A 20,796-nucleotide genomic window follows, 5' to 3' on the forward strand; every position below is an offset into this window, starting at 1 on the left:
GCGGTGGATCAGTTGATAAATATACTGACTGACACTCTGCTATCGGGAGCAAGCCCCCTCCCACAGTTTGATTGCACTTCGATCCAGGTCAATGTTGTGCCTGTGATGCTGCCTTATACTTGCCGCCTGCCTTAGTAGGAAGCCCCATGAACAACATCGACCCCGCCCTGTTCGAAGAATGGATGATGACCGGTCTGGTCACGATCCTGATTATCTTCATGGGCTTTATCGTCTGGGACCTGGCGAAAAAATCCAAGGCCGGGCGCTTTGGCTCGTTCATTCTGTTTTTCGTGCTGGGCCTGGGCGTGGCCGCGTTCATCATCAAGAGCGTAGTGATCGGCCTGATCGAGTCCGGTGCCTTATAAACGTGGCGGTACCGCCTTCCACTGGCCCTGATCGAGGCCTTCGATAGACCAGTCGCCAATGCGCACACGCACCAGGCGCAACGTTGGCAAGCCCACCGCGGCGGTCATGCGCCGTACCTGGCGGTTACGCCCTTCACGAATCACCAGCTCCAGCCAATGGGTGGGTACGCTTTTGCGAAAGCGCACGGGCGGGTTGCGTGGCCATAGATCAGGCTCCTCCAACCGGCGGGCCTCGGCGGGCAGGGTCATGCCGTCATTAAGCTCCACGCCGTCGCGCAGACATTGCAGCTGTGCTTCGGTGGGTTCGCCTTCGACCTGCACCCAGTAGGTTTTCGCCAGCTTGTGCCGGGGGTCGGCAATGCGCGCTTGTAGCTGGCCGTCGTTGGTCAGCAGCAACAGGCCTTCGCTGTCACGGTCCAGGCGGCCTGCCGGGTAGATGCCGGGAATATCGATAAAGTCCTTGAGGGTCGCGCGCCCGCCTTCGTCACTGAACTGGGTCAGCACATCGAACGGCTTGTTGAACAGGATCAACTTCGGCTCGGCCGGCGGCGCCTTGGCGATACGGCGCGAGCCCGCATGCGGGGGTTTCACACCAGGGCGGCGCGAATCGGGACGGGTAGGACGGGACATGGCGAAGGAACATCTAACGGTCAGGACCGACAATGCTAGTGGCCTGACCGCTAAATGACCATCCCCACCGCTTAGCGGAACGGCGGCTCGTCGAAACTGCGCAGTTTGCGCGAGTGCAGCGCATTGAGTTCGGTGCGCAGCAGGTCGACAGCTTCGATGCCGATCTTCAAGTGCTGGCTTACGGCCCGCTCATAGAACGCGTTGGCCGAACCCGGCAATTTGATCTCACTGTGCAGCGGTTTGTCCGACACACACAACAACGTGCCGTACGGCACACGCAAACGGTAACCCTGGGCGGCAATGGTGCCGCTTTCCATGTCCACCGCCACCGCGCGAGACAGGTTGATCAGCGGTCGCTCCTGGGCCCAGCGCAGCTCCCAGTTGCGGTCGTCGTAGGTCAACACGGTGCCGGTGCGCAGGCGTTTTTTCAGCTCTTCGCCTTTTTCGCCGGTGACGTTGGCCGCCGCTTGCTGAAGCGCCAGCTGCACCTCGGCCAGGGCCGGGATCGGGATGTTCGGCGGGACCACACGGTCGAGAATCCCGTCGCGACGCATATAGGCGTGGGCCAATACATAGTCGCCGATGGTCTGGGATTGGCGCAGGCCGCCGCAGTGCCCGATCATCAGCCAGCAATGCGGGCGCAGCACGGCCAGGTGGTCGGTGATGTTCTTGGCGTTGGACGGGCCCACGCCGATATTCACCAGGGTCACGCCGTGGCCGTCAGTGGCCTGCAGGTGATAGGCCGGCATCTGGTAGCGGTGCCACACCACGCCTGCGGCAATCGCCGACGCTTCGCCGTGGTCCATGCTCTTGTCGATCACCACGTTGCCCGGCAGCACCATACGGATAAAACGCGGGTCGCTGCGCAGTTGCTCCAGGCCATGCACGATGAACTGGTCAACGTAGCGATGGTAGTTGGTCAGCAGAATCCACGGCTGCACATGGCGCCAGTCGCTGCCGGTGTAGTGCACCAGGCGGCGCAGGGAAAAGTCCACACGGGCCGCGTCGAACAGGGCCAGGGGCAGCGGGTCGGTGTTTTCCCAGTCATAGAGGCCGTCGGCGATGCCATCGGTGGCGGCGGACAAGTCGGTGCTGGGGAACACGCGGGCCAGGGTCGCGGCGGTCACGCCGGAACCGGCCAGCTCATCGCCCTGCTCCACCACGTACGGGTACGGAATGTTCTGCTGGCTGACGCCCACTTCCACCGTCACGGTGAAGTCGTGCATCAGTGGCACCAGCTGCTCCAGCAGGTACTTACGGAAGGCCGCCGGATGGGTGACGGTGACGCTGTAGGTTCCCGGCAGCTGCACCTTGGCATACGCCCGGGTGGTCTGTGGGACTTCGCCGTGGCAGTGGTAAGTCAGGCGCAGCTCCGGATAGCGAAACAGCGCACGTTGTGCGGCGTCGGGTTCGACGCGGTCCTTGAGGTATTGCTTGAGGGCTTGGTTGAGCGCGCCAGTCGCACGCTCATGCAGGGCCGCCAGCCGATCCACGGCCTCTTCAGCGGTTTGAACGACAACAAAAGCTTCGGTCACGGTAAGCATCCTGTGTTCTGGACTTGCAGGCCTTTATCTTGCCTGTATCCCTGCCTCACTGAAACACCAGAGTTGGAATGCCCTTTAAAATGTGGGAGGGGGCTTGCTCCCGATAGCGGTGTGACAGTCACTGGATTCTTGGCTGACATACCGCTATCGGGAGCAAGCCCCCTCCCACACTTGACCGCATTTATTCAAGGAGATAGCGGGGTTGAACGGGCGACAAGGGCCTGCACATCCACCCCGCGCGGCAAGGCGCCGTACGTCCGCCCCGACGACTCACCCAACCGACTGGCCACAAACCCATCGCTGACCGCCGCATTCCCCGCCTCCAGCAACAACTTGGCCTGCAACGCCAGGGCAATGTCCTCGGTCAGTTGACGGGCGCGGTATTGGATATCCTGGGTGTCCATGAACGCTGACTTCAACCCCTCGATATGCCGCGCCAGCCGGGGGTCGCCATGCCCATCGCCCAGTTCGACAAACAACGCCTCCAGCACACCCGGTTCCTTGGACAATGCCCGCAGCACGTCCAGGCATTGCACGTTGCCGGAACCTTCCCACGTTGAATTCACCGGCGCCTCACGGTACAGACGCGGCAGGATGCTGTCCTCGACATACCCGGCGCCGCCCATGCATTCGGCGGCTTCGTTGATCATGGCCGGCGCCCGTTTGCAGATCCAATACTTGCCCACCGCCGTGACCAGCCGGGCGAATTTGGCTTCCTGTTCATCCCCCAGGTGATCCAGCGCCCGGCCCATGCGCAGGCTCAAGGCCAAGGCCGCTTCGCTTTCCAGGGCCAGGTCGGCGATCACGTTCTGCATCAGCGGTTGTTCGCTCAGCACGCGACCGCCGACCGAGCGATGGGCGCAGTGGTGGCTTGCCTGGGTCAAGGCCTGGCGCATCAGCGCGCTGGAACCGACCATGCAATCGAAGCGGGTCATGGCGACCATCTCAATGATGGTCGGCACGCCGCGCCCCTCTTCACCGATCATCCAGGCCAGGGCGCCACGGAACTCCACCTCGCTGGAGGCGTTGGAGCAGTTGCCGAGTTTGTTCTTCAACCGCTGGATGTAGAACTCATTGCGCGTGTCATCCGGGCGATGCCGGGGCAGCAGGAAACAGGTCAGGCCCTTGTCGGTCTGGGCCAGGGTGAGGAAGGCGTCGCACATCGGCGCGGAGCAGAACCATTTGTGCCCGACCAGTTCGTAGGCCTGGCCCGGCCCACCCGCGCCCACCGCGTAGGCGCGGGTGGTGTTGGCGCGCACGTCGGTGCCACCCTGTTTTTCGGTCATGGCCATGCCGATTGTCGCACCGGCCTTGTGGACGATGCCGACGTTGCGCGGGTCGTATTGGGTACTGAGGATCTTCGGCAGCCAGAGGTCCGCCAGTTCCGGTTGCAAGCGCAGGGCCGGGACGCAGGCGAAGGTCATGGTCAGCGGGCAACCGGTGCCCGCTTCGGCCTGGCTGTGCAGGTAAGTCATCGCCGCACGTGCGACGTGGGCGCCGGATTGCGGATGGGCCCACGGCAGCGACGGCAGGCCGTGCTCGACGGCGGTGCGCATCAGTTCGTGGTAGGCGGGGTGAAACTCCACCAAGTCAATTCGATGACCATAACGGTCATGGCTGCTGAACACCGGCTTGTGCTGGTTGGCCAGGAACCCGGCCTCCATCAACGGCCCGCCGGCCAGGGCACCATAGGCATCGATGCGCGACTCGGCCCAGCCGGCGCCAAAGCGACGCGCCCACTCTTGCAGGGGCAGGTCGATGCGGTACAGGTTGGTACCGTCCAAAGACGGTGGCTGGTTGGTGACGTCGTGGGTTTCGGCAAACCGGTGCAGGTTCATGACGGGCCTCTTGGAAACAGGCCACGTGACATCGAGGCCTTGATTTCAGTTAAGCACCGTCCCAGGCCTTAAAAAAGTGGCATACGCGCCGAATGTTCGGCGCTTTCGCCCTCTGGTGGACACAGCACGAGCCGCTCCAGCGTCGCCTGCAAAGCCTCGAAACGTACTGGCTTGGCCAAGTGATCGCTCATGCCGATGCCATGGCAGCGCTCACGGTCCGCAACATTGAGCGCGCTGCTCAGGCCGATCACCGGTAACTCACCGCATCCCGGTAAGGCACGGATCTGACAGCACAATGAGAAGCCGCCCTCAGGCACATCCAGCACTACTGCGTCGAACCTGTGCTCCTGCAACGCCGCCAATGCCGCCGGGCCGCCATCCACGGCCTTGACCCGATAACCCAGCTTGAGCAGCATGCCGCGCACCGCCAATTGCGCCACGCTGTTGTCGTCCACCAACAACACCGTGCAATCCTGCGGCGCTCGTTGTGCAGGCCGCAACTGTGCGGTGGGCTTGGGCTCGGGCGGCACCGGCTTGACGTCCATTTCCAGCTGGAAGCGACTGCCCCTGCGCGGCTCTGAATGATGGGTGAGGCGGCCGCCCATCAGCTCGATCAGCTGCCGGCAAATCGCCAGGCCAATACCCAGGCCGCCGTATTCGCGGGTCATCGAACCATCGAGCTGGAAGAAGCGCTGGTACAGCGTGGCCTCGTCGAGAAAGGCGAAGCCGATACCGGTATCGGTCACGATAAAGCTCAGGCGCAATCCGCCATCCGCCTGGGGGACGCCCACCACGCGTATGCGCACCGCACCGTCGTGGGTGAATTTGAATGCGTTGTCCAGCAGGCAATCCAGGCACTGGATCAGTTTGTCGGCGTCACCGATCACGCGGTCCGGCACGGCATCGGCGACGTCAATGGAAAACGCCAGGCCCTTGGCCTGGGCGCTGGCCGCGAACTGTTGACGCACGGTTTCCAGCACGCCGCGCAGGCCGAACACCTGCGGGCGGGCAGCCAGGCGGCCAGCCTGCAACTCGGTCAGGGTGAGAATGCCGTTGACCATGCGCATCATGTCCCGCGCCGAACCGGCGGCGGTTTGCTGGTACTGCGCCAGGTCATCGTCCAGGGACACGGTTTGCATCAGTTCCAAGGAGCCGATCACGCCGTTCATCGGCGTGCGTAATTCATGGGTCAAGGTGGCAAGGAATTCATCCTTGAGCCGATTGCTGCGGGCCAATTGCTGGTTGAGCACTTCGAGTTTCTGGCTGGCGTCGAACAGGATCTGCGCCTGCTGCTCGCGCATGCCGTTGATGCGGTCGGCCAGGGCCAGGGACAGCAGCGCGACTTCAATGGCCGAGCCGATCTGGCTGGCATACATCGTGAGGAATACGTTGGGCAAGTAGCCCAGCACCATCAGCGTATTGACTACCCCGCCGAGTAAAAACGCCGACCAGGCAATGATGAAATAGCGCGCCATGCGCTGGCCGCAATACCAGGCCTTGATCGCAGCCACGAAGATGGTCACGGTAAACACCAGTGCCAGGCCGGTGGCCAGGCGTAGGGCCACCGCGTAGCTGGTCAACAGCGCCAGCGCCATGACCACCCCGCCACAGGCCGCCAGCCCCAGCAGGATACGGTCGAGCCAGCGGCTGTGTTGCGCGGTGTGCAGGAAGCTGCGCGCGAACAGGCTGCCGAACAAGGCGGCCGAGCCGATCAGAAACGGCACCGCCGCGTTCGCCCACCACGGGTTGTTCGGCCAGAAGTACTCCACGGCCACGCCATTGACCGACAGCTGGTACAGGCCGAACGAGGCTATGTAGAGGATGTAATAGAGGTAGCTGGTGTCGCGGACGCTCAAATAAATGAACAGGTTGTATACCAGCATACCCAGCAACACGCCGTAGATGGCGCCCAGCACATACAAGCGCAGCGGCTGTTCTTCCATATAGGCCGTGCCTGCCCAGAGGGTCAACGGCGCCTGGATCGAGCCTTGGCTCTGCAGGCGCAGGTAGATCGTCTGCTGCTGGCCGGGCAGGAAATTGAGCTTGAACAGGTAGTTGGCCTGGCGCACTTCACGGCTGGAAAACGGTAACGCGCTGCCGGTGCGAGTGGTGAGTCGATAGGTGCCGGTGCCGTCGTTCTGGTACAGCTCGAGGCGATTGAGTGGCGGGTAAGCCAGCTCCACAAACCAGGTCCGCGGGGAGCGGGGGTCAACAGCGGTGTAATGCAGGTTGACCTTCAACCAGAACACCGAATGCGAATAACCGGCATTGAGGGTGGGTGTGTCATGGGGTTTGAATTGAGCGGCGTAGGCAGGGGAACTGACGTCGGCGATGGTGAGGGTGCCGGTCGGGTCTTCGAGCACTTGCATGACCCGGCCCAGTGGCAGGCTTCGGGTGCTCTGATTGAACTCGGCGGCGCCGGCCAGCAGCGGCAGCCCGCACAATAATAAAATCAGCAAATAGCGCATAGAGCCCCAGCGTGGCCTGTCCGGTTATGGCAAAAAGCTCCCCCGTTCCTTTTGAGAAGACGTACACCGGCGATACAGTAAGTTGTTTGGATCCACTTTAGCATAGCCGGTAAAGGCCATTGGACACCATGGTAACTATTTTTCAGATGGCCCTAGGACGAGGCTTTCAGCGTATTTGCAGAAGATGTTCAGCCACCACAAAAGGCTCATCCCAGGGCAACATTCCCTCATCGCCGGACGGCCACGCAAAAAGCGTTTGGTGGTAAGCTCGCGCACCATGAATATCTACAGCTCTCGCCCCGTTGTTCTCTGTCTCTCCGGCCATGATCCCAGTGGTGGCGCCGGCCTGCAGGCCGATATCGAAGCCCTGCTCGCCCAGGGCTGCCACGCCGCTGCGGCCGTCACCGCGCTGACCGTGCAAAACACTGTCAACGTCAGTGACTTTCGCGTGCTCGACCGCGAGTGGGTGCTGGCCCAGGCCAATGCGGTGCTCAGCGATTCCGAAGTCGCGGCGGTCAAGCTGGGCATGCTCGGTTCTACCGCGATGGTCGACACGGTGGTCGAACTACTGCAGGCGCACCCGCACCTGCCGGTGGTGTGCGACCCGGTGCTGCGCGCCGGAGGCGGTGGCAGCCTGGGCAAGGATGAAGTCGGTTATGCGATGCGCGAGCGGCTGCTGCCCCTGGCGCTGATCGCCACACCCAACCTGCCCGAAGCCCGCATCCTGGCCGAATTGCCTGACGGCAGCGCCGACGAATGCGCCGAGAAGCTGTTGCCCTACATCAAGCATCTGCTGATCACAGGCGGCCACGGCGACGAGCACGAAGTGCACAATCGCCTGTACAGCCGCGATGGCAGCCGCCATACCTACACGTGCCAGCGTTTACCCGGCAGTTATCACGGCTCGGGGTGCACGCTGGCCAGTGCGCTTACGGGGCGGCTCGCCCAGGGCGAAGGCCTGGTCAGCGCCGTGCAGTCGGCGCTCAACTACACCTGGCGCACCCTGCGCGATGCCGAACGACTCGGCCAGGGCCAGTTCGTACCGCGTCGGTTGCCACTGGATTTCTGCTCGTAGTTCACCTTTCATCACCACTTACCGCTCGTCACAGCAAGGGGCTTGCCCGATGAAACTACGTGGCCTTTACGCCATTACCGACAGCCAACTGTTGGCCGGCAAATTCCTCGCCTACGTCGAAGCGGCGTTGGACGGCGGCGTGACATTGCTGCAGTACCGCGACAAAAGCAGCGACGAAGCGCGCCGCCTGCGTGAAGCCGAGAAACTGCGGGAGCTGTGCTCGCGCTACAAGACCCACCTGATCATCAACGATGACGCCGAACTGGCCGCGCGCCTGGGCGTGGGTGTGCACCTGGGCCAGACCGACGGGCCGCTGACCCCGGCGCGAGCGCTGCTCGGCTCCAAGGCGATCATCGGCGCAACGTGCCACAGCCAGATCGAGCTGGCCGAACAGGCCGCCCGGGAGGGCGCCAGTTATGTCGCCTTTGGCCGCTTCTTCAATTCCACCACCAAGCCCGGCGCACCGGCCGCCAGCCTTGAAATGCTGGCCGAGGCGCGCCAACGCCTGCACCTGCCGATCTGCGTGATCGGCGGCGTCACCCTGGAAAACGCCGAGCCGCTGGTGGCTCACGGCGCCGACCTGCTCGCCGTGGTGCACGGCCTGTTCGGCGCCGACAGCACCCAGGAAGTCACGCGCCGCGCCCGTGCGTTCAACGATCTTCTTAAATCTTCAGTGTAGAGAGCCCGATCATGTCCCGTTCCGAAACCCTGTTTGCCGATGCCCAGAAACACATCCCCGGCGGTGTGAACTCCCCCGTGCGTGCGTTCAAGAGCGTGGGCGGCACGCCGTTGTTCTTCAAGCATGCCGAAGGCGCCTATGTCACCGACGAAGATGACAAGCGCTACGTCGACTACGTCGGCTCCTGGGGCCCGATGATCCTCGGTCACAGCCACCCGGACGTGCTGGACGCCGTACGCCAGCAGTTGCAGCATGGTTTGTCCTACGGTGCTCCGACCGCGATGGAAACCGAGATGGCCGACCTGGTCTGCTCGATCGTGCCGTCGATGGAAATGGTGCGCATGGTCAGCTCCGGCACCGAAGCCACCATGAGCGCAATCCGTCTGGCTCGAGGTTTCACCGGTCGCGACAGCATCATCAAATTCGAAGGTTGCTACCACGGCCATTCCGACAGCCTGCTGGTAAAAGCCGGTTCCGGCGCGCTGACCCAGGGCGTACCGAGTTCGGCCGGCGTTCCGGCGGCGTTCGCCAAACACACCCTGACCCTGCCATTCAACGACATCGCCGCGGTCGAGCAGATGCTCGGTGAAGTCGGCCAGGACGTGGCCTGCATCATCGTCGAGCCGGTCGCCGGCAACATGAACTGCGTACCACCGGCCCCTGGCTTCCTCGAAGGCCTGCGCGAACAGTGCGACAAACACGGCGTGGTGCTGATTTTTGACGAAGTGATGACCGGCTTCCGTGTCGCCCTCGGTGGCGCCCAGGCGCATTACGGCGTTACACCGGACCTGAGCACCTTCGGCAAGATCATCGGTGGCGGCATGCCAGTGGGCTGCTTCGGCGGCAAGCGCGAGATCATGCAGCACATCGCCCCACTGGGCCCGGTCTACCAGGCCGGCACGCTGTCCGGTAACCCGCTGGCGATGGCCGCCGGCCTGACCACCCTGCGCCTGATCAGCCGCCCTGGCTTCCACGCCGAGCTGACCGACTACACCACCCGCCTGCTGGACGGCCTGCAAGTGCGGGCCGACGCTGCCGGCATCCCGTTTGTCACCACCCAGGCCGGCGGCATGTTTGGCCTGTACTTCAGCGGCGCCGACGACATCGTCACCTTCGATGACGTGATGGGCAGCGACGCCGACTTGTTCAAGCGCTTCTTCCACCTGATGCTCGAAGGCGGTGTGTACCTGGCGCCCAGTGCGTTTGAAGCCGGCTTCACCTCGATCGCCCACGGCGATGCCGAGCTGAAGCTGACCCTGGACGCTGCCGAGCGCGCCTTTGCGGCCCTGAAATAAGTGACGGCATCCTCTGACGTTTGCCCGTGCCAACGTCAGATTTGCTACCTTGCTTACAGACATTTCTCGCTTTTTTCGAGAATTGCCCTGCAATCCGGCAGATAACTTGCCCAAGCAGCAGAAAAACGAGTAAAGACTTTGTAAGCAGAGGCCTGCTTATTTCATAATGCGCGCTTATTGGACCCCGCGAGGGTCCGCGCGCCCCGTCAGAGGTAAGTCGATTCCCATGAAACGCACCGGCCGCACCCTGGTTCTGGGCTGCCTGTTGCTCCTTCAGCCGCTGCTGGCTCATGCACAAGCAGGCGGCAACTCGTTGTTAATCCCAGCGATGGGTCGTTGCACCCTCAATACCCAGCCCGACACCCAGGCCGAAGCCCTGAGCGCGTGCCAGAAACAGGCTGATGAAGGGGATGCGCAAGCGCAATACGAGTTGGGCGAGTACTACCACGACAGCAAGAACCCGGCCGTCGACCTCAACAAAGCGTTGAGCTATTTCGAGAAGGCTTCGCTACAGGGCCACGCCCAGGCGCAATTCCAGCTGGGCAACATGTTCTTTCGCGGCGAAGGCGTACCGGCCAATAACGTCCAGGCCTATATCGTGCTGAAAATGGCGGCGGTCAACGGCGCCGAAGACGCGCTGGACACAGCCGACGAAGTGGCCGAGCACATGCAGCGTGATGAACTGGAAGTAGCGACCCAGGTGCTGGGGCAGATTTTCCGCAATTACCTGCAGGAATTGCAGAGCGCCGATGGGCGTTCGCCCTTTTCACCCCTTCCCTGATTCAGCGTTGCCTTACTTCTCAGGCATTGGCATCGGAAACGGCATCACATTGCTGGTGCCCCGCGCCTCGCTGATCTTCGGCGTGCCCAGGCGCTCGACTTCGTCGATGCGCACAATCGAATGCATCGGCACAAAACTGCGCACCACGCCTTCGAACTGGGCCTTGAGCTTTTCCTCGCCTGGATCGACGACCAGCTGCGTGCGCTCGCCAAAGACGAACTCTTCCACTTCCAGGAAGCCCCACAGATCACTTTGATAGATCTGCTTGGCGTACATTTCGAACACCTGGCCCTGGTTAAGGAAAATCACCTTGTAGATTGGAGCTTCACGTTTGGTCATGGGGGGCGGGCAGCACATCGGCGGATATAAATGAGGGCGCGAACTATAGCATGGCACCCGATGCACAGTGCTAGGAACCAATGGACATGCCCCCTATAATGCGCGGTTCTTTACCACCAGTTGACGATTCCCATGGCCAAGAAGCTTTACATCGAAACCCACGGTTGCCAGATGAACGAGTACGACAGCTCGCGCATGGTCGATCTGCTGGGTGAACATCAGGCCCTGGAAGTCACGGCTCGCGCCGAAGATGCCGACGTGATCCTGCTCAATACCTGCTCGATCCGCGAACGGGCCCAAGACCGGGTCTACTCGCAGCTGGGCCGCTGGCGCGAATTGAAACTGGCCAACCCGGACATGGTGATCGCCGTCGGCGGTTGCGTGGCCAGTCAGGAAGGCGCGGCCATTCGTGACCGCGCGCCCTATGTCGATGTGGTCTTCGGCCCGCAGACCCTGCACCGCCTGCCGGAAATGATCGATGCCGCACGCGCCACCAAGCTGCCGCAAGTGGACGTGTCGTTCCCCGAAATCGAAAAATTCGACCATCTGCCCGAGCCGCGCATCGACGGGCCAAGCGCCTATGTGTCGGTAATGGAAGGCTGCAGCAAGTACTGCACCTTCTGTGTAGTGCCCTACACCCGTGGCGAAGAAGTCAGCCGGCCGTTTGACGACGTGCTGGCGGAAATCATCCACCTGGCCGAAAACGGCGTGCGTGAAGTGACCCTGCTGGGCCAGAACGTCAACGGTTACCGTGGCTTGACCCACGACGGACGCCTGGCCGACCTGGCGGAGCTGATTCGCGTGGTCGCCGCCGTCGATGGCATCGAACGCATCCGCTATACCACCTCGCACCCGCTGGAGTTCTCCGACAGCCTGATCCAGGCCCACGCCGATGTGCCGGAGCTGGTCAAACACCTGCATTTGCCGGTGCAGTCGGGCTCAGACCGCATCCTCTCGGCGATGAAGCGCAATCACACGGCCCTGGAGTACAAATCCAAGCTGCGCAAACTGCGCGCCGCCGTGCCGGGCATCTGCATCAGTTCGGACTTTATCGTCGGCTTCCCTGGCGAGACCGAGAAAGACTTCCAGCAGACCATGAAGCTGATCGAGGACGTGGGTTTCGACTTCTCCTACTCGTTCGTCTACAGCCAGCGCCCCGGCACCCCAGCGGCCGACCTGCTGGACGAAACCCCGGAAGCGTTGAAAAAGGAACGCTTGAATGCGCTGCAACATCGCCTGAATCAGCAAGGTTTCGAGATCAGCCGACAAATGGTCGGTTCGATCCAGCGCATCCTGGTGACCGATTACTCGAAGAAAGACCCCGGCGAATTGCAGGGCCGCACCGAGAACAATCGCATCGTCAACTTCCGCTGCGACAACCCGACCCTGATCGGCCAATTTGCCGATGTGCACATCGATGCGGCGCAACCGCACTCGTTGCGCGGATCGTTGATCCAGTAATTCCCCGATCAACACATACCCAATGTGGGAGGGGGCTTGCTCCCGATAGCAGAGTGTCAGCCACCGCATATACTGGCTGATACACCGCTATCGGGGGCAAGCCCCCTCCCACACTGAGACCATGCAACATTCCGATGACGTAAGTGCTTTCGCACACCGGCGCGTGGCGTTATTCTCTCTTTCACCTCAACAGCCAAAGGGCGGCTAAAAGCGACCTTGAACGCACCTACAGTAGAACCCCATCGTTTTCTCCTCGAGCCGTTTGAGGCTCGCCGTTTCGCCAACCTGTGCGGACAGTTCGACGAGCACCTGCGGCTGATCGAACAACGCCTGAGCATCGAGATCCGCAACCGCGGCAACCAGTTCGAGCTCATTGGTGAACCCCAACACACCACGTCTGCGGAAAACCTGCTGCGCCGTCTCTACCGCGAAACCAAGGGCAGTGAGCTGTCGCCGGAAACGGTGCACCTGTACCTGCAGGAATCCGCCGTGGAAGACCTGGCCAACAATCCGGTGGCCGAAGCCAGCGTGGCCCTGCGTACCAAAAAAGGCATGATTCGCCCACGCGGCTTGAATCAGCAGAAGTACGTCAAGGAAATCCTCGGTAACGATATCAACTTCGGCATCGGCCCGGCCGGTACCGGCAAGACCTACCTGGCCGTGGCCTGTGCGGTGGATGCCCTGGAGCGCGAACAGGTTCGCCGCATTCTGCTGGTGCGCCCGGCCGTCGAGGCGGGCGAAAAGCTCGGCTTCCTGCCCGGCGACCTGGCCCAGAAGATCGACCCGTACCTGCGCCCGCTCTACGACGCGCTCTACGAAATGCTTGGCTTTGAATACGTGGCCAAGCTGATCGAACGCCAGGTGATCGAAATCGCGCCGCTGGCCTACATGCGCGGTCGCACCTTGAACAACAGCTTCATCATTCTCGACGAGAGCCAGAACACCACGGTCGAGCAGATGAAGATGTTCCTCACCCGTATCGGTTTCGGCTCCACGGCCGTGATCACCGGTGATATCACCCAGGTCGACCTGCCCAAGGGCACCAAGTCGGGCCTGGGCCAGGTGATCGAAGTGCTCAAGGATGTGCCAGGTATCAGCTTTACGCATTTCATGCCCAAGGACGTGGTGCGCCACCCGCTGGTGCAGCGCATTGTCGAGGCCTACGAGCGCTTCGAACACCGCGACGACGGCCTGTCCAAGGACGTGCGCCGCGATGCTTGAGCTTGACCTGCAACTGGCCACCAAAGCCGCCGCGCCCAGCGAAGCACAGTTCCGTCAGTGGTGTGAGCTGGCCCTGCGCCAGCGCACCGCCGATTCGGAGCTGACCATTCGTCTGGTTGACGAGCCCGAAGGCCGTGAGCTGAATCACACCTGGCGCCAGAAAGACTACGCGACCAACGTGCTGTCTTTCCCCGCCGACGTGCCCGACGAGTTTCTGGATATCCCGCTGCTGGGCGACCTGGTGATTTGTGTCGCGGTGGTCGAGCGCGAGGCGCGGGAGCAAGAAAAGGAACTTGAGGCCCACTGGGCCCATCTAGTCATCCACGGCTGCCTGCATCTCTTGGGTTACGACCATATAGACGATGACGAAGCCCTGGAAATGGAAGCACTGGAACGAACGTTGCTTGCAGAACTGGGTCATCGCGACCCGTATGCCGACGACGAAAACCAATCGACACTCAACTGAAACAATCAAGGATTTAGAGTAATCGCTATGAGCGAAGACCGATCGAGCAACGGGCAAAAGTCATGGCTGGGTAAACTGACCCAGGCTTTTGCCCACGAGCCGAAAAACCGCCAGGAGCTGCTGGAGCTGCTGCGCGAGGCCCACCAGAACAAGTTGCTGGACAGCGAAGCGCTGGCCATCGTCGAAGGCGCCATCCAAGTGGCTGACCTGCAAGTACGCGACATCATGGTGCCGCGCTCGCAGATGATCAGCATCAGGGCGACCCAGACCCCGCGCGAATTCCTCCCGGCCGTGATCGACTCGGCGCACTCGCGCTACCCGGTGATCGGTGAAAGCCATGACGACGTCATGGGCGTCCTGTTGGCCAAGGACCTGTTGCCGCTGATCCTCAAGGAGAACGGCGACAACTTCAACATCAAGGACCTGCTGCGCCCGGCTACCTTCGTGCCTGAGTCCAAGCGCCTGAATGTGCTGCTGCGCGAATTTCGCGCCAACCACAATCACATGGCGATCGTGATCGACGAATACGGTGGCGTGGCGGGCCTTGTGACCATCGAGGACGTGCTGGAGCAGATCGTCGGCGACATCGAAGACGAGCACGATGTTGAAGAAGACAGCTACATCAAGCCACTGCCCAGCGGTGACTTCCTGATCAAGGCATTGACGCCCATCGAGAACTTCAACGAGTTCTTCGACAGCGAATTCTCCGACGATGAATTCGACACCGTCGGCGGCCTGGTGATGAGTGCGTTCGGGCACCTGCCCAAGCGTAACGAAACCACCGAGATCGGCGCCTATCGCTTCCGCATCCTGAATGCCGATAGCCGCCGGATTCACTTGATCCGTTTGACCCCTATTGCCCGTTAAGGACTGAAATGCGCCGTTTGATCGCACCCGGCTGGCCCGGTAATCTGCTGGCCGTGGTGGCCGGCGCCATCACCACCCTGGCGCTGGCGCCGTTCGATATCTGGCCGCTGGCGCTGGTGGCGGTCGGTGTGTTCTATATCGGCCTGCGCGAGCTGACACCTCGCCAGGCCCTGGGGCGCGGCTGGTGTTTCGGTTTCGGCCTGTTTGGCGCCGGCACCAGCTGGATCTACTACAGCATCCACCACTTCGGCGGCGCTTCGGTGCTGCTGGCGGGCTTCCTGATGCTGCTGTTCACCGCCGCCATCGCCTGGTTCTTCGCCCTGCCCGCCTGGCTGTGGGCACGCTGGCTGCGCCGCAATGAAGCGCCCCTGGCCGATGCGCTGACCTTCGCGGCGTTGTGGGTCGGCCAGGAAGCCTTTCGTGGCTGGTTCCTCACCGGTTTTCCGTGGTTGTACTCCGGCTACAGTCAACTCGACGGCCCGCTGACCGGCCTCGCGCCCTTGGGCGGGATGTGGCTGATTTCGTTCGCCCTGGCGCTCACGGCCGCCGTGCTGTGCAACCTGCCGCGCCTGTTGGCGAGCAAGCGCAACAGCTTCATCGCCGCCGGCCTGGTGCTGCTCGTTGCACCTTGGGCCATTGGCCTGGCGCTCAAGCACCATGCCTGGACCTCGCCCTCCGGCCCGCCACTGAGCGTGGCCGCCATCCAGGGCAACGTCGAACAAAGCATGAAGTGGGACCCCGAGCAGCTCAACGCGCAGCTGGCGCTGTACCGCGATATGAGTTTGAGCTCCAGGCGCGTCGACCTGCTGGTATGGCCGGAAACCGCCGTTCCGGTGCTCAAGGAGTCGGTCGAAGGCTATCTGGGCATGATGGGCAAGTTCGCCGCCGAGCGTAATACCGCGCTGATCACCGGGGTACCGATTCGCCAGGAAGTACGCCATGAGAAGCGCTACTTTAATGGCATCACCGTGGTCGGCGAAGGTGATGGCACCTACCTCAAGCAAAAGCTGGTGCCCTTTGGTGAATACGTGCCGTTGCAGGACATGTTGCGCGGGTTGATCGCCTTCTTCGACCTGCCCATGTCGGACTTCGCCCGCGGCCCTTCCGACCAGCCGATGCTCCAGGCCAAGGGTTATCAGATTGCGCCGTTCATCTGCTATGAAGTGGTGTACCCGGAGTTCGCCGCCGGCCTGTCGGCCCAGAGCGACCTGCTGCTGACCATCAGCAATGACACCTGGTTCGGCCGCTCCATCGGCCCGCTGCAGCACCTGCAGATGGCGCAGATGCGCGCGCTGGAAGCCGGCCGCTGGATGATCCGCGCCACCAACAACGGCGTGACCGGCCTGATCAACCCGTTTGGGCAGATCACCGCACAGATCCCGCAATTCGAGCGCGGCATTCTCTATGGCGACGTGGTGCCGATGCACAACCTCACGCCTTACCTGCAATGGCGGTCGTGGCCGCTGATCATTGTGTGCGTGCTGTTGTTCGGTTGGGCGCTGCTGGCGGGTCGAATGGCCAAGACGGTCTAACAGGTCAAACACAAAACCAATGTGGGAGGGGGCTTGCCCCCGATGGCGGTGTATCAGTGCCAGATGTACTGACTGACACACCGCAATCGGGAGCAAGCCCCCTCCCACACTTGGCCTGCGGTGCTACTTGTAGAACAACCGGTACCCCACCTGCCCCACCGCCTCATTGATCAACTGCCCGCTCTGCCATACCGCCTTGACCTCCGGCATCCAGCCGCCCAGTGGACGCGCGTTATCCACGCCCAGGAACCCTACTGGCGCGGGTACCACGGTAAAGCCGGCCTTTTCAAAACTCCACACCGAACGCGGCATGTGCCAGGCTTGGGTCACTACCACCACGCGCTTGATACCTTGCGGCAACAGGATCTCGGCGCTCATCTGGGCGTTTTCCCAGGTGGTGCGGCTACGCTCTTCTTTCCAACGCACCGTCACACCGAAGTCATCCTGCATTGACACCGCCATCAACTGCGCCTCGCTGGGCGGCGTGCCGTAATGCAGGCCACCGGTGGTCAGCACCGGCAACCCGGACGCCTTGGCCAGCCGCGCCGCATAACGCTCACGCTCCAGGCCGATGCCGGTGGGTTGGTCGGCGCCCCAGGCAATGTCGCCGCGCTCGCGCCCGGAACCCAACACCACAATCGCATCGGCGCGCTGGGCCAGGCTTGCCCAGTCTTCCCGGGCCAAAGGCGGCACGGTCTCCAAGGCGTGTGCGCCCCACTGCACCATTACCGGCAGGCTGATCAGCCACATCCCGCCCAATCCCAAGGCAAAGCAACACCCTGCCAGGCGCGGTCGACTGCGGCGAAACCACCAGGCAAGCGCCAGCAACAGCAAGAAAATACCGGGCGGCAGAAACAATTGTTTGATGAAATAACGAAAAGGCATCGGGCATCTCCAAAGATGCCCGAAGCCTAGATGCAACGGGGTTCGGCAACAATCCTTACCAGCACATTTTGCAAAGTGACGGATAACGCGGGTTACTTACACCGTACGGATCGGAAACGTTCCGGGCCGCGGCCGGCCGGCAGGTCCTTCAGCCAAATCACCTTGGCCGAATGGGAAGGCGCCTGGACTGGCGGGGAGGCCTGCCCATCAGAGGCGCGTTGGTGGTGCAACGCCAGATAGTTCTCGATCAGGTCAAGCTCTGCCTGGCTCAGGCCTTGCAACTCCAGCTCCAGAGGCCGTTCACCACGCAATCGGCCTGCGGTTCTTGCGGCATCCAATGCCCGACCCAAACGGTCGATCAATCCTTCATATAATTGCGGTTTCGTTAAAGTTCGCTGCGATTCAGCCATCCCCTCACCTCATTGAAGAAATACATGCTCCCCAATAAACAGCGTAGCCCCCGTGGCTGCGCCTGCCCGATGCCGCGACAGACGGCCCTGCCTGCGCAATCAGGGTTTCCCTCGATAGAGTGGGGTCATGTATGCTACGGCGCTTCCTGTAACTCCACTTCCCGCAGGGTTTGGGCACGGACGCGCCGCTTTCTGGTGTCGAACAACCCGGGCACTGCACCGAAGAGGAATAGGCCACCCTTATTCAGTTCAAAAGTAGCCATGCACGAACAATATCAGCCCCGTGAAATAGAAAATGCCGCACAAACCTTCTGGGACGAGCAAAAGTCCTTTGAAGTCAGCGAACAGCCAGGCAAGGAGACTTTCTATTGCCTATCGATGTTCCCTTACCCCAGCGGCAAGCTACACATGGGGCACGTGCGTAACTACACCATCGGCGACGTGATTTCCCGCTACCAGCGCATGCTCGGCAAGAACGTCCTGCAACCCATGGGTTGGGACGCTTTCGGCATGCCGGCGGAAAACGCCGCGATGAAAAACAACGTAGCTCCCGCCAAGTGGACCTACGAAAACATCGCCTACATGAAGACCCAGCTGCGCAGCCTGGGCCTGGCGGTGGACTGGTCTCGCGAAGTGACCACCTGCAAGCCGGACTACTATCGCTGGGAACAATGGCTGTTCACGCGCCTGTTCGAAAAAGGCGTGATCTACAAAAAGAGCGGCACCGTGAACTGGGACCCGGTCGACCAGACCGTGCTGGCCAACGAACAGGTGATCGACGGCCGCGGCTGGCGCTCCGGCGCGCTGATCGAAAAGCGCGAAATCCCGATGTACTACTTCAAGATCACCGCCTACGCGGATGAACTCTTGTCGAGCCTCGACGACTTGCCGGGCTGGCCCGAGCAGGTCAAGACCATGCAGCGCAACTGGATCGGCAAATCCAAGGGCATGGAAGTGCAGTTCCCGTACAACGTCGACTCGATCGGCGAAGCGGGCGCACTCAAGGTGTTCACCACCCGCCCCGACACCCTGATGGGCGCGACCTACGTCGCCGTGGCCGCTGAACACCCGCTGGCCACCCAGGCCGCACAGAACAACCCTGAGCTGCAGGCGTTCATCGCCGAATGCAAAGGTGGCAGCGTGGCTGAAGCCGATGTCGCCACCCAGGAGAAGAAAGGTCTGCCGACCGGGCTGTTCGTCGAGCACCCGCTGACTGGCGAGAAGCTGCCGGTCTGGGTCGCCAACTATGTGCTGATGCACTACGGCGATGGCGCGGTCATGGCGGTGCCGGCTCACGACGAGCGCGATTTCGAATTCGCCACCAAATACAACCTGCCGATCAAGTCCGTAGTGCGCACCAGCGCGGGCGAGACCAACCCGGCCCCGTGGCAAGACGCCTACGGCGAGCACGGCACCCTGATCAATTCCGGCGAATTTGACGGCCTGGACTTCCAGGGCGCGTTCGACGCGATCGAAGTCGCGCTGATCAAGAAAAACCTCGGCGCCTCGCGCACCCAGTTCCGCCTGCGCGACTGGGGCATCAGCCGCCAGCGCTACTGGGGCTGCCCGATCCCGATCATCCACTGCGAAAGCTGCGGTGACGTGCCGGTGCCGGAAGACCAGTTGCCGGTGGTACTGCCCGAAGACGTGGTGCCGGACGGCGCCGGTTCGCCACTGGCACGCATGCCGGAGTTCTACGAATGCAGCTGCCCTAAATGCGGCCAGCCTGCCAAGCGTGAAACCGACACCATGGACACCTTCGTCGAGTCCTCGTGGTACTACGCCCGGTACGCCTCGCCGCACTATGAAGGTGGCCTGGTCGAGAAATCCGCGGCCGATCACTGGTTGCCGGTGGACCAGTACATCGGTGGCATCGAACACGCCATCCTGCACCTGCTGTACGCGCGCTTCTTCCACAAGCTGATGCGTGACGAAGGCCTGGTCAGCTCCGACGAGCCGTTCAGGAACCTGCTGACCCAGGGCATGGTAATCGCCGAGACCTACTATCGCCGCGAAGCCAATGGCGCCTACACCTGGTTCAACCCGGCGGACGTCGAGCTCGAGCGTGACAGCAAAGCCAAGGTCATCAGCGCCAAGCTCAAATCCGACGGCCTGCCGGTGGAAATCGGCGGCACCGAGAAGATGGCCAAGTCGAAGAACAACGGCGTCGACCCACAATCGATGATCGATCAGTTCGGCGCCGACACCTGCCGCCTGTTCATGATGTTCGCCTCGCCGCCCGACATGAGCGCCGAATGGTCCGATTCAGGCGTCGAAGGCTCGCACCGCTTCCTCAAGCGCGTCTGGCGCCTGGCCCATGCCCACGTCAGCCAGGGCTTGCCGGGCAAGCTGGACGTCGCCGCCCTGAACGATGAGCAGAAGGCCATTCGCCGCAGCACCCACCTGGCTATCCGCCAGGCCAGCCAGGACGTAGGGCAGAACCACAAGTTCAACACCGCCATCGCCCAGGTGATGACGCTGATGAACGTGCTGGAAAAAGCCCCGCAGGCCACGGAACAGGATCGTGCACTGATCCACGAAGGCCTGGAAACGGTTACCCTGCTGCTGGCGCCGATCACCCCACATATCAGCCACGAATTGTGGAACCGCCTGGGCCACAGCGGTGCCGTCATCGACGCCCGCTGGCCGCTGCAGGATGACAGCGCGCTGGTACAGGACACGCTGCAACTGGTGATTCAGGTCAACGGCAAACTGCGCGGCCAGATCGACATGCCGGCCAGCGCCAGTCGTGAAGAAGTCGAAGCGGCTGCACGCTGCAACGAGAACGTGCTGCGCTTTACCGAAGGCCTGACGATCCGCAAAGTGATCGTAGTGCCCGGAAAACTGGTCAATATCGTCGCCAGCTAAATCGGATCGGGCGCAGGGCTTGAGCCCTGCGCCGAACTAAACCTTCAGGGCCTCGATACGGCCCGCCTGGTT

At 62.1% G+C, this 20,796-nt stretch carries 18 protein-coding genes; 11 read left to right on the forward strand and 7 right to left on the reverse strand.

Features of this window, described 5'->3' with window-relative positions; genetic code table 11:
- The first annotated feature begins 155 nt into the window (after nucleotides 1–155).
- Complete coding sequence (locus tag C4J84_RS22395) at nucleotides 156–365, forward strand: DUF2788 domain-containing protein (RefSeq protein ID WP_025999909.1); 210 nt, start codon at nucleotides 156–158, stop codon at nucleotides 363–365.
- Here the strand turns inward: C4J84_RS22395 and C4J84_RS22400 are convergent.
- The 4 genes from C4J84_RS22400 to C4J84_RS22415 all read right to left on the reverse strand — a co-directional run bounded on the left by C4J84_RS22400 (nucleotide 360) and on the right by C4J84_RS22415 (nucleotide 6,845).
- On the reverse strand, nucleotides 360–926 hold the full coding sequence (locus tag C4J84_RS22400) for a pseudouridine synthase (protein WP_164485301.1): 567 nt from the start codon (nucleotides 924–926) through the stop codon (nucleotides 360–362). The two genes, C4J84_RS22395 and C4J84_RS22400, sit on opposite strands and share 6 nt — an antisense overlap.
- Before the next feature lie 140 nt (nucleotides 927–1,066).
- Nucleotides 1,067–2,539, reverse strand: a complete 1,473-nt coding sequence (gene amn / locus C4J84_RS22405) for an AMP nucleosidase (protein WP_164484569.1) — start codon at nucleotides 2,537–2,539, stop codon at nucleotides 1,067–1,069.
- 185 nt (nucleotides 2,540–2,724) lie between these two features.
- On the reverse strand, nucleotides 2,725–4,377 hold the full coding sequence (locus C4J84_RS22410) for an acyl-CoA dehydrogenase family protein (RefSeq protein WP_124371960.1): 1,653 nt from the start codon (nucleotides 4,375–4,377) through the stop codon (nucleotides 2,725–2,727).
- Between the two features lie 68 nt (nucleotides 4,378–4,445).
- A complete protein-coding gene (locus C4J84_RS22415; protein WP_124371961.1) occupies nucleotides 4,446–6,845 on the reverse strand; it encodes a hybrid sensor histidine kinase/response regulator in 2,400 nt (799 codons plus the stop codon).
- A 277-nt stretch (nucleotides 6,846–7,122) separates the two neighbouring features.
- Here C4J84_RS22415 and C4J84_RS22420 point away from each other — a divergent pair, with 277 nt between their 5' ends.
- The 4 genes from C4J84_RS22420 (at nucleotide 7,123) to C4J84_RS22435 (ending at nucleotide 10,675) form a co-directional block, all read left to right on the forward strand.
- Complete coding sequence (locus tag C4J84_RS22420) at nucleotides 7,123–7,920, forward strand: hydroxymethylpyrimidine/phosphomethylpyrimidine kinase (protein WP_124368463.1); 798 nt, start codon at nucleotides 7,123–7,125, stop codon at nucleotides 7,918–7,920.
- Between the two features lie 49 nt (nucleotides 7,921–7,969).
- Nucleotides 7,970–8,599: a thiamine phosphate synthase gene (gene thiE, locus C4J84_RS22425; protein ID WP_124364538.1), complete on the forward strand. Its 630-nt coding sequence runs from the start codon at nucleotides 7,970–7,972 to the stop codon at nucleotides 8,597–8,599.
- Nucleotides 8,600–8,610: 11 nt separating this feature from the next.
- A complete protein-coding gene (gene hemL, locus C4J84_RS22430; protein WP_124436125.1) occupies nucleotides 8,611–9,894 on the forward strand; it encodes a glutamate-1-semialdehyde 2,1-aminomutase in 1,284 nt (427 codons plus the stop codon).
- A gap of 226 nt (nucleotides 9,895–10,120) precedes the next feature.
- Nucleotides 10,121–10,675 carry a tetratricopeptide repeat protein gene (locus C4J84_RS22435; RefSeq protein WP_057724919.1) on the forward strand — a complete coding sequence of 185 codons (555 nt, stop codon included), beginning with the start codon at nucleotides 10,121–10,123 and terminating at the stop codon, nucleotides 10,673–10,675.
- A gap of 12 nt (nucleotides 10,676–10,687) precedes the next feature.
- On the opposite strand, the gene C4J84_RS22440 is transcribed toward C4J84_RS22435, so the two are convergent.
- Nucleotides 10,688–11,014: a DUF1820 family protein gene (locus tag C4J84_RS22440; protein WP_003194436.1), complete on the reverse strand. Its 327-nt coding sequence runs from the start codon at nucleotides 11,012–11,014 to the stop codon at nucleotides 10,688–10,690.
- A gap of 132 nt (nucleotides 11,015–11,146) precedes the next feature.
- On the opposite strand from C4J84_RS22440, the gene miaB reads away from it, so the two are divergent.
- The 5 genes from miaB (at nucleotide 11,147) to lnt (ending at nucleotide 16,561) form a co-directional block, all read left to right on the forward strand.
- On the forward strand, nucleotides 11,147–12,475 hold the full coding sequence (miaB, locus tag C4J84_RS22445; protein ID WP_124436126.1) for a tRNA (N6-isopentenyl adenosine(37)-C2)-methylthiotransferase MiaB: 1,329 nt from the start codon (nucleotides 11,147–11,149) through the stop codon (nucleotides 12,473–12,475).
- A 216-nt stretch (nucleotides 12,476–12,691) separates the two neighbouring features.
- On the forward strand, nucleotides 12,692–13,696 hold the full coding sequence (locus C4J84_RS22450; RefSeq protein ID WP_124364541.1) for a PhoH family protein: 1,005 nt from the start codon (nucleotides 12,692–12,694) through the stop codon (nucleotides 13,694–13,696).
- Nucleotides 13,689–14,162: an rRNA maturation RNase YbeY gene (ybeY, locus tag C4J84_RS22455; protein ID WP_124436127.1), complete on the forward strand. Its 474-nt coding sequence runs from the start codon at nucleotides 13,689–13,691 to the stop codon at nucleotides 14,160–14,162. Before C4J84_RS22450 ends, ybeY begins: the two co-directional genes overlap by 8 nt.
- A gap of 27 nt (nucleotides 14,163–14,189) precedes the next feature.
- Complete coding sequence (locus tag C4J84_RS22460) at nucleotides 14,190–15,029, forward strand: HlyC/CorC family transporter (protein WP_122483878.1); 840 nt, start codon at nucleotides 14,190–14,192, stop codon at nucleotides 15,027–15,029.
- An 8-nt stretch (nucleotides 15,030–15,037) separates the two neighbouring features.
- Nucleotides 15,038–16,561 (forward strand): apolipoprotein N-acyltransferase, encoded by a 1,524-nt coding sequence (gene lnt / locus C4J84_RS22465; RefSeq protein ID WP_124436128.1) that lies wholly within the window; start codon nucleotides 15,038–15,040, stop codon nucleotides 16,559–16,561.
- Between the two features lie 123 nt (nucleotides 16,562–16,684).
- Here the strand turns inward: lnt and C4J84_RS22470 are convergent, their stop codons facing one another.
- Both C4J84_RS22470 and C4J84_RS22475 read right to left on the reverse strand, forming a co-directional pair.
- Nucleotides 16,685–17,446 (reverse strand): YdcF family protein, encoded by a 762-nt coding sequence (locus C4J84_RS22470; RefSeq protein ID WP_124436129.1) that lies wholly within the window; start codon nucleotides 17,444–17,446, stop codon nucleotides 16,685–16,687.
- Between the two features lie 92 nt (nucleotides 17,447–17,538).
- Nucleotides 17,539–17,856, reverse strand: a complete 318-nt coding sequence (locus C4J84_RS22475; RefSeq protein WP_124436130.1) for a hypothetical protein — start codon at nucleotides 17,854–17,856, stop codon at nucleotides 17,539–17,541.
- 261 nt (nucleotides 17,857–18,117) lie between these two features.
- On the opposite strand from C4J84_RS22475, the gene leuS reads away from it, so the two are divergent.
- Nucleotides 18,118–20,724, forward strand: coding sequence for a leucine--tRNA ligase (leuS, locus tag C4J84_RS22480; protein ID WP_124436131.1), 2,607 nt, complete (start codon nucleotides 18,118–18,120; stop codon nucleotides 20,722–20,724).
- Nucleotides 20,725–20,796 lie beyond the last annotated feature (72 nt).

Source organism: Pseudomonas sp. R11-23-07, assembly GCF_003852295.1.
Lineage (GTDB): Bacteria > Pseudomonadota > Gammaproteobacteria > Pseudomonadales > Pseudomonadaceae > Aquipseudomonas.

What these genes read in the sequence shown, in the direction of transcription:
- amn (WP_164484569.1), bottom strand. Translation starts at nt 2,539, where the DNA reads ATGCTTACCGTGACCGAAGCTTTTGTTGTCGTTCAAACCGCTGAAGAG.
- C4J84_RS22410 (WP_124371960.1), bottom strand. Translation starts at nt 4,377, where the DNA reads ATGAACCTGCACCGGTTTGCCGAAACCCACGACGTCACCAACCAGCCA.
- C4J84_RS22415 (WP_124371961.1), bottom strand. Translation starts at nt 6,845, where the DNA reads ATGCGCTATTTGCTGATTTTATTATTGTGCGGGCTGCCGCTGCTGGCC.
- C4J84_RS22420 (WP_124368463.1), top strand. Translation starts at nt 7,123, where the DNA reads ATGAATATCTACAGCTCTCGCCCCGTTGTTCTCTGTCTCTCCGGCCAT.
- thiE (WP_124364538.1), top strand. Translation starts at nt 7,970, where the DNA reads ATGAAACTACGTGGCCTTTACGCCATTACCGACAGCCAACTGTTGGCC.
- hemL (WP_124436125.1), top strand. Translation starts at nt 8,611, where the DNA reads ATGTCCCGTTCCGAAACCCTGTTTGCCGATGCCCAGAAACACATCCCC.
- C4J84_RS22435 (WP_057724919.1), top strand. Translation starts at nt 10,121, where the DNA reads ATGAAACGCACCGGCCGCACCCTGGTTCTGGGCTGCCTGTTGCTCCTT.
- C4J84_RS22440 (WP_003194436.1), bottom strand. Translation starts at nt 11,014, where the DNA reads ATGACCAAACGTGAAGCTCCAATCTACAAGGTGATTTTCCTTAACCAG.
- miaB (WP_124436126.1), top strand. Translation starts at nt 11,147, where the DNA reads ATGGCCAAGAAGCTTTACATCGAAACCCACGGTTGCCAGATGAACGAG.
- ybeY (WP_124436127.1), top strand. Translation starts at nt 13,689, where the DNA reads ATGCTTGAGCTTGACCTGCAACTGGCCACCAAAGCCGCCGCGCCCAGC.
- C4J84_RS22460 (WP_122483878.1), top strand. Translation starts at nt 14,190, where the DNA reads ATGAGCGAAGACCGATCGAGCAACGGGCAAAAGTCATGGCTGGGTAAA.
- lnt (WP_124436128.1), top strand. Translation starts at nt 15,038, where the DNA reads ATGCGCCGTTTGATCGCACCCGGCTGGCCCGGTAATCTGCTGGCCGTG.
- C4J84_RS22470 (WP_124436129.1), bottom strand. Translation starts at nt 17,446, where the DNA reads ATGCCTTTTCGTTATTTCATCAAACAATTGTTTCTGCCGCCCGGTATT.
- C4J84_RS22475 (WP_124436130.1), bottom strand. Translation starts at nt 17,856, where the DNA reads ATGGCTGAATCGCAGCGAACTTTAACGAAACCGCAATTATATGAAGGA.
- leuS (WP_124436131.1), top strand. Translation starts at nt 18,118, where the DNA reads ATGCACGAACAATATCAGCCCCGTGAAATAGAAAATGCCGCACAAACC.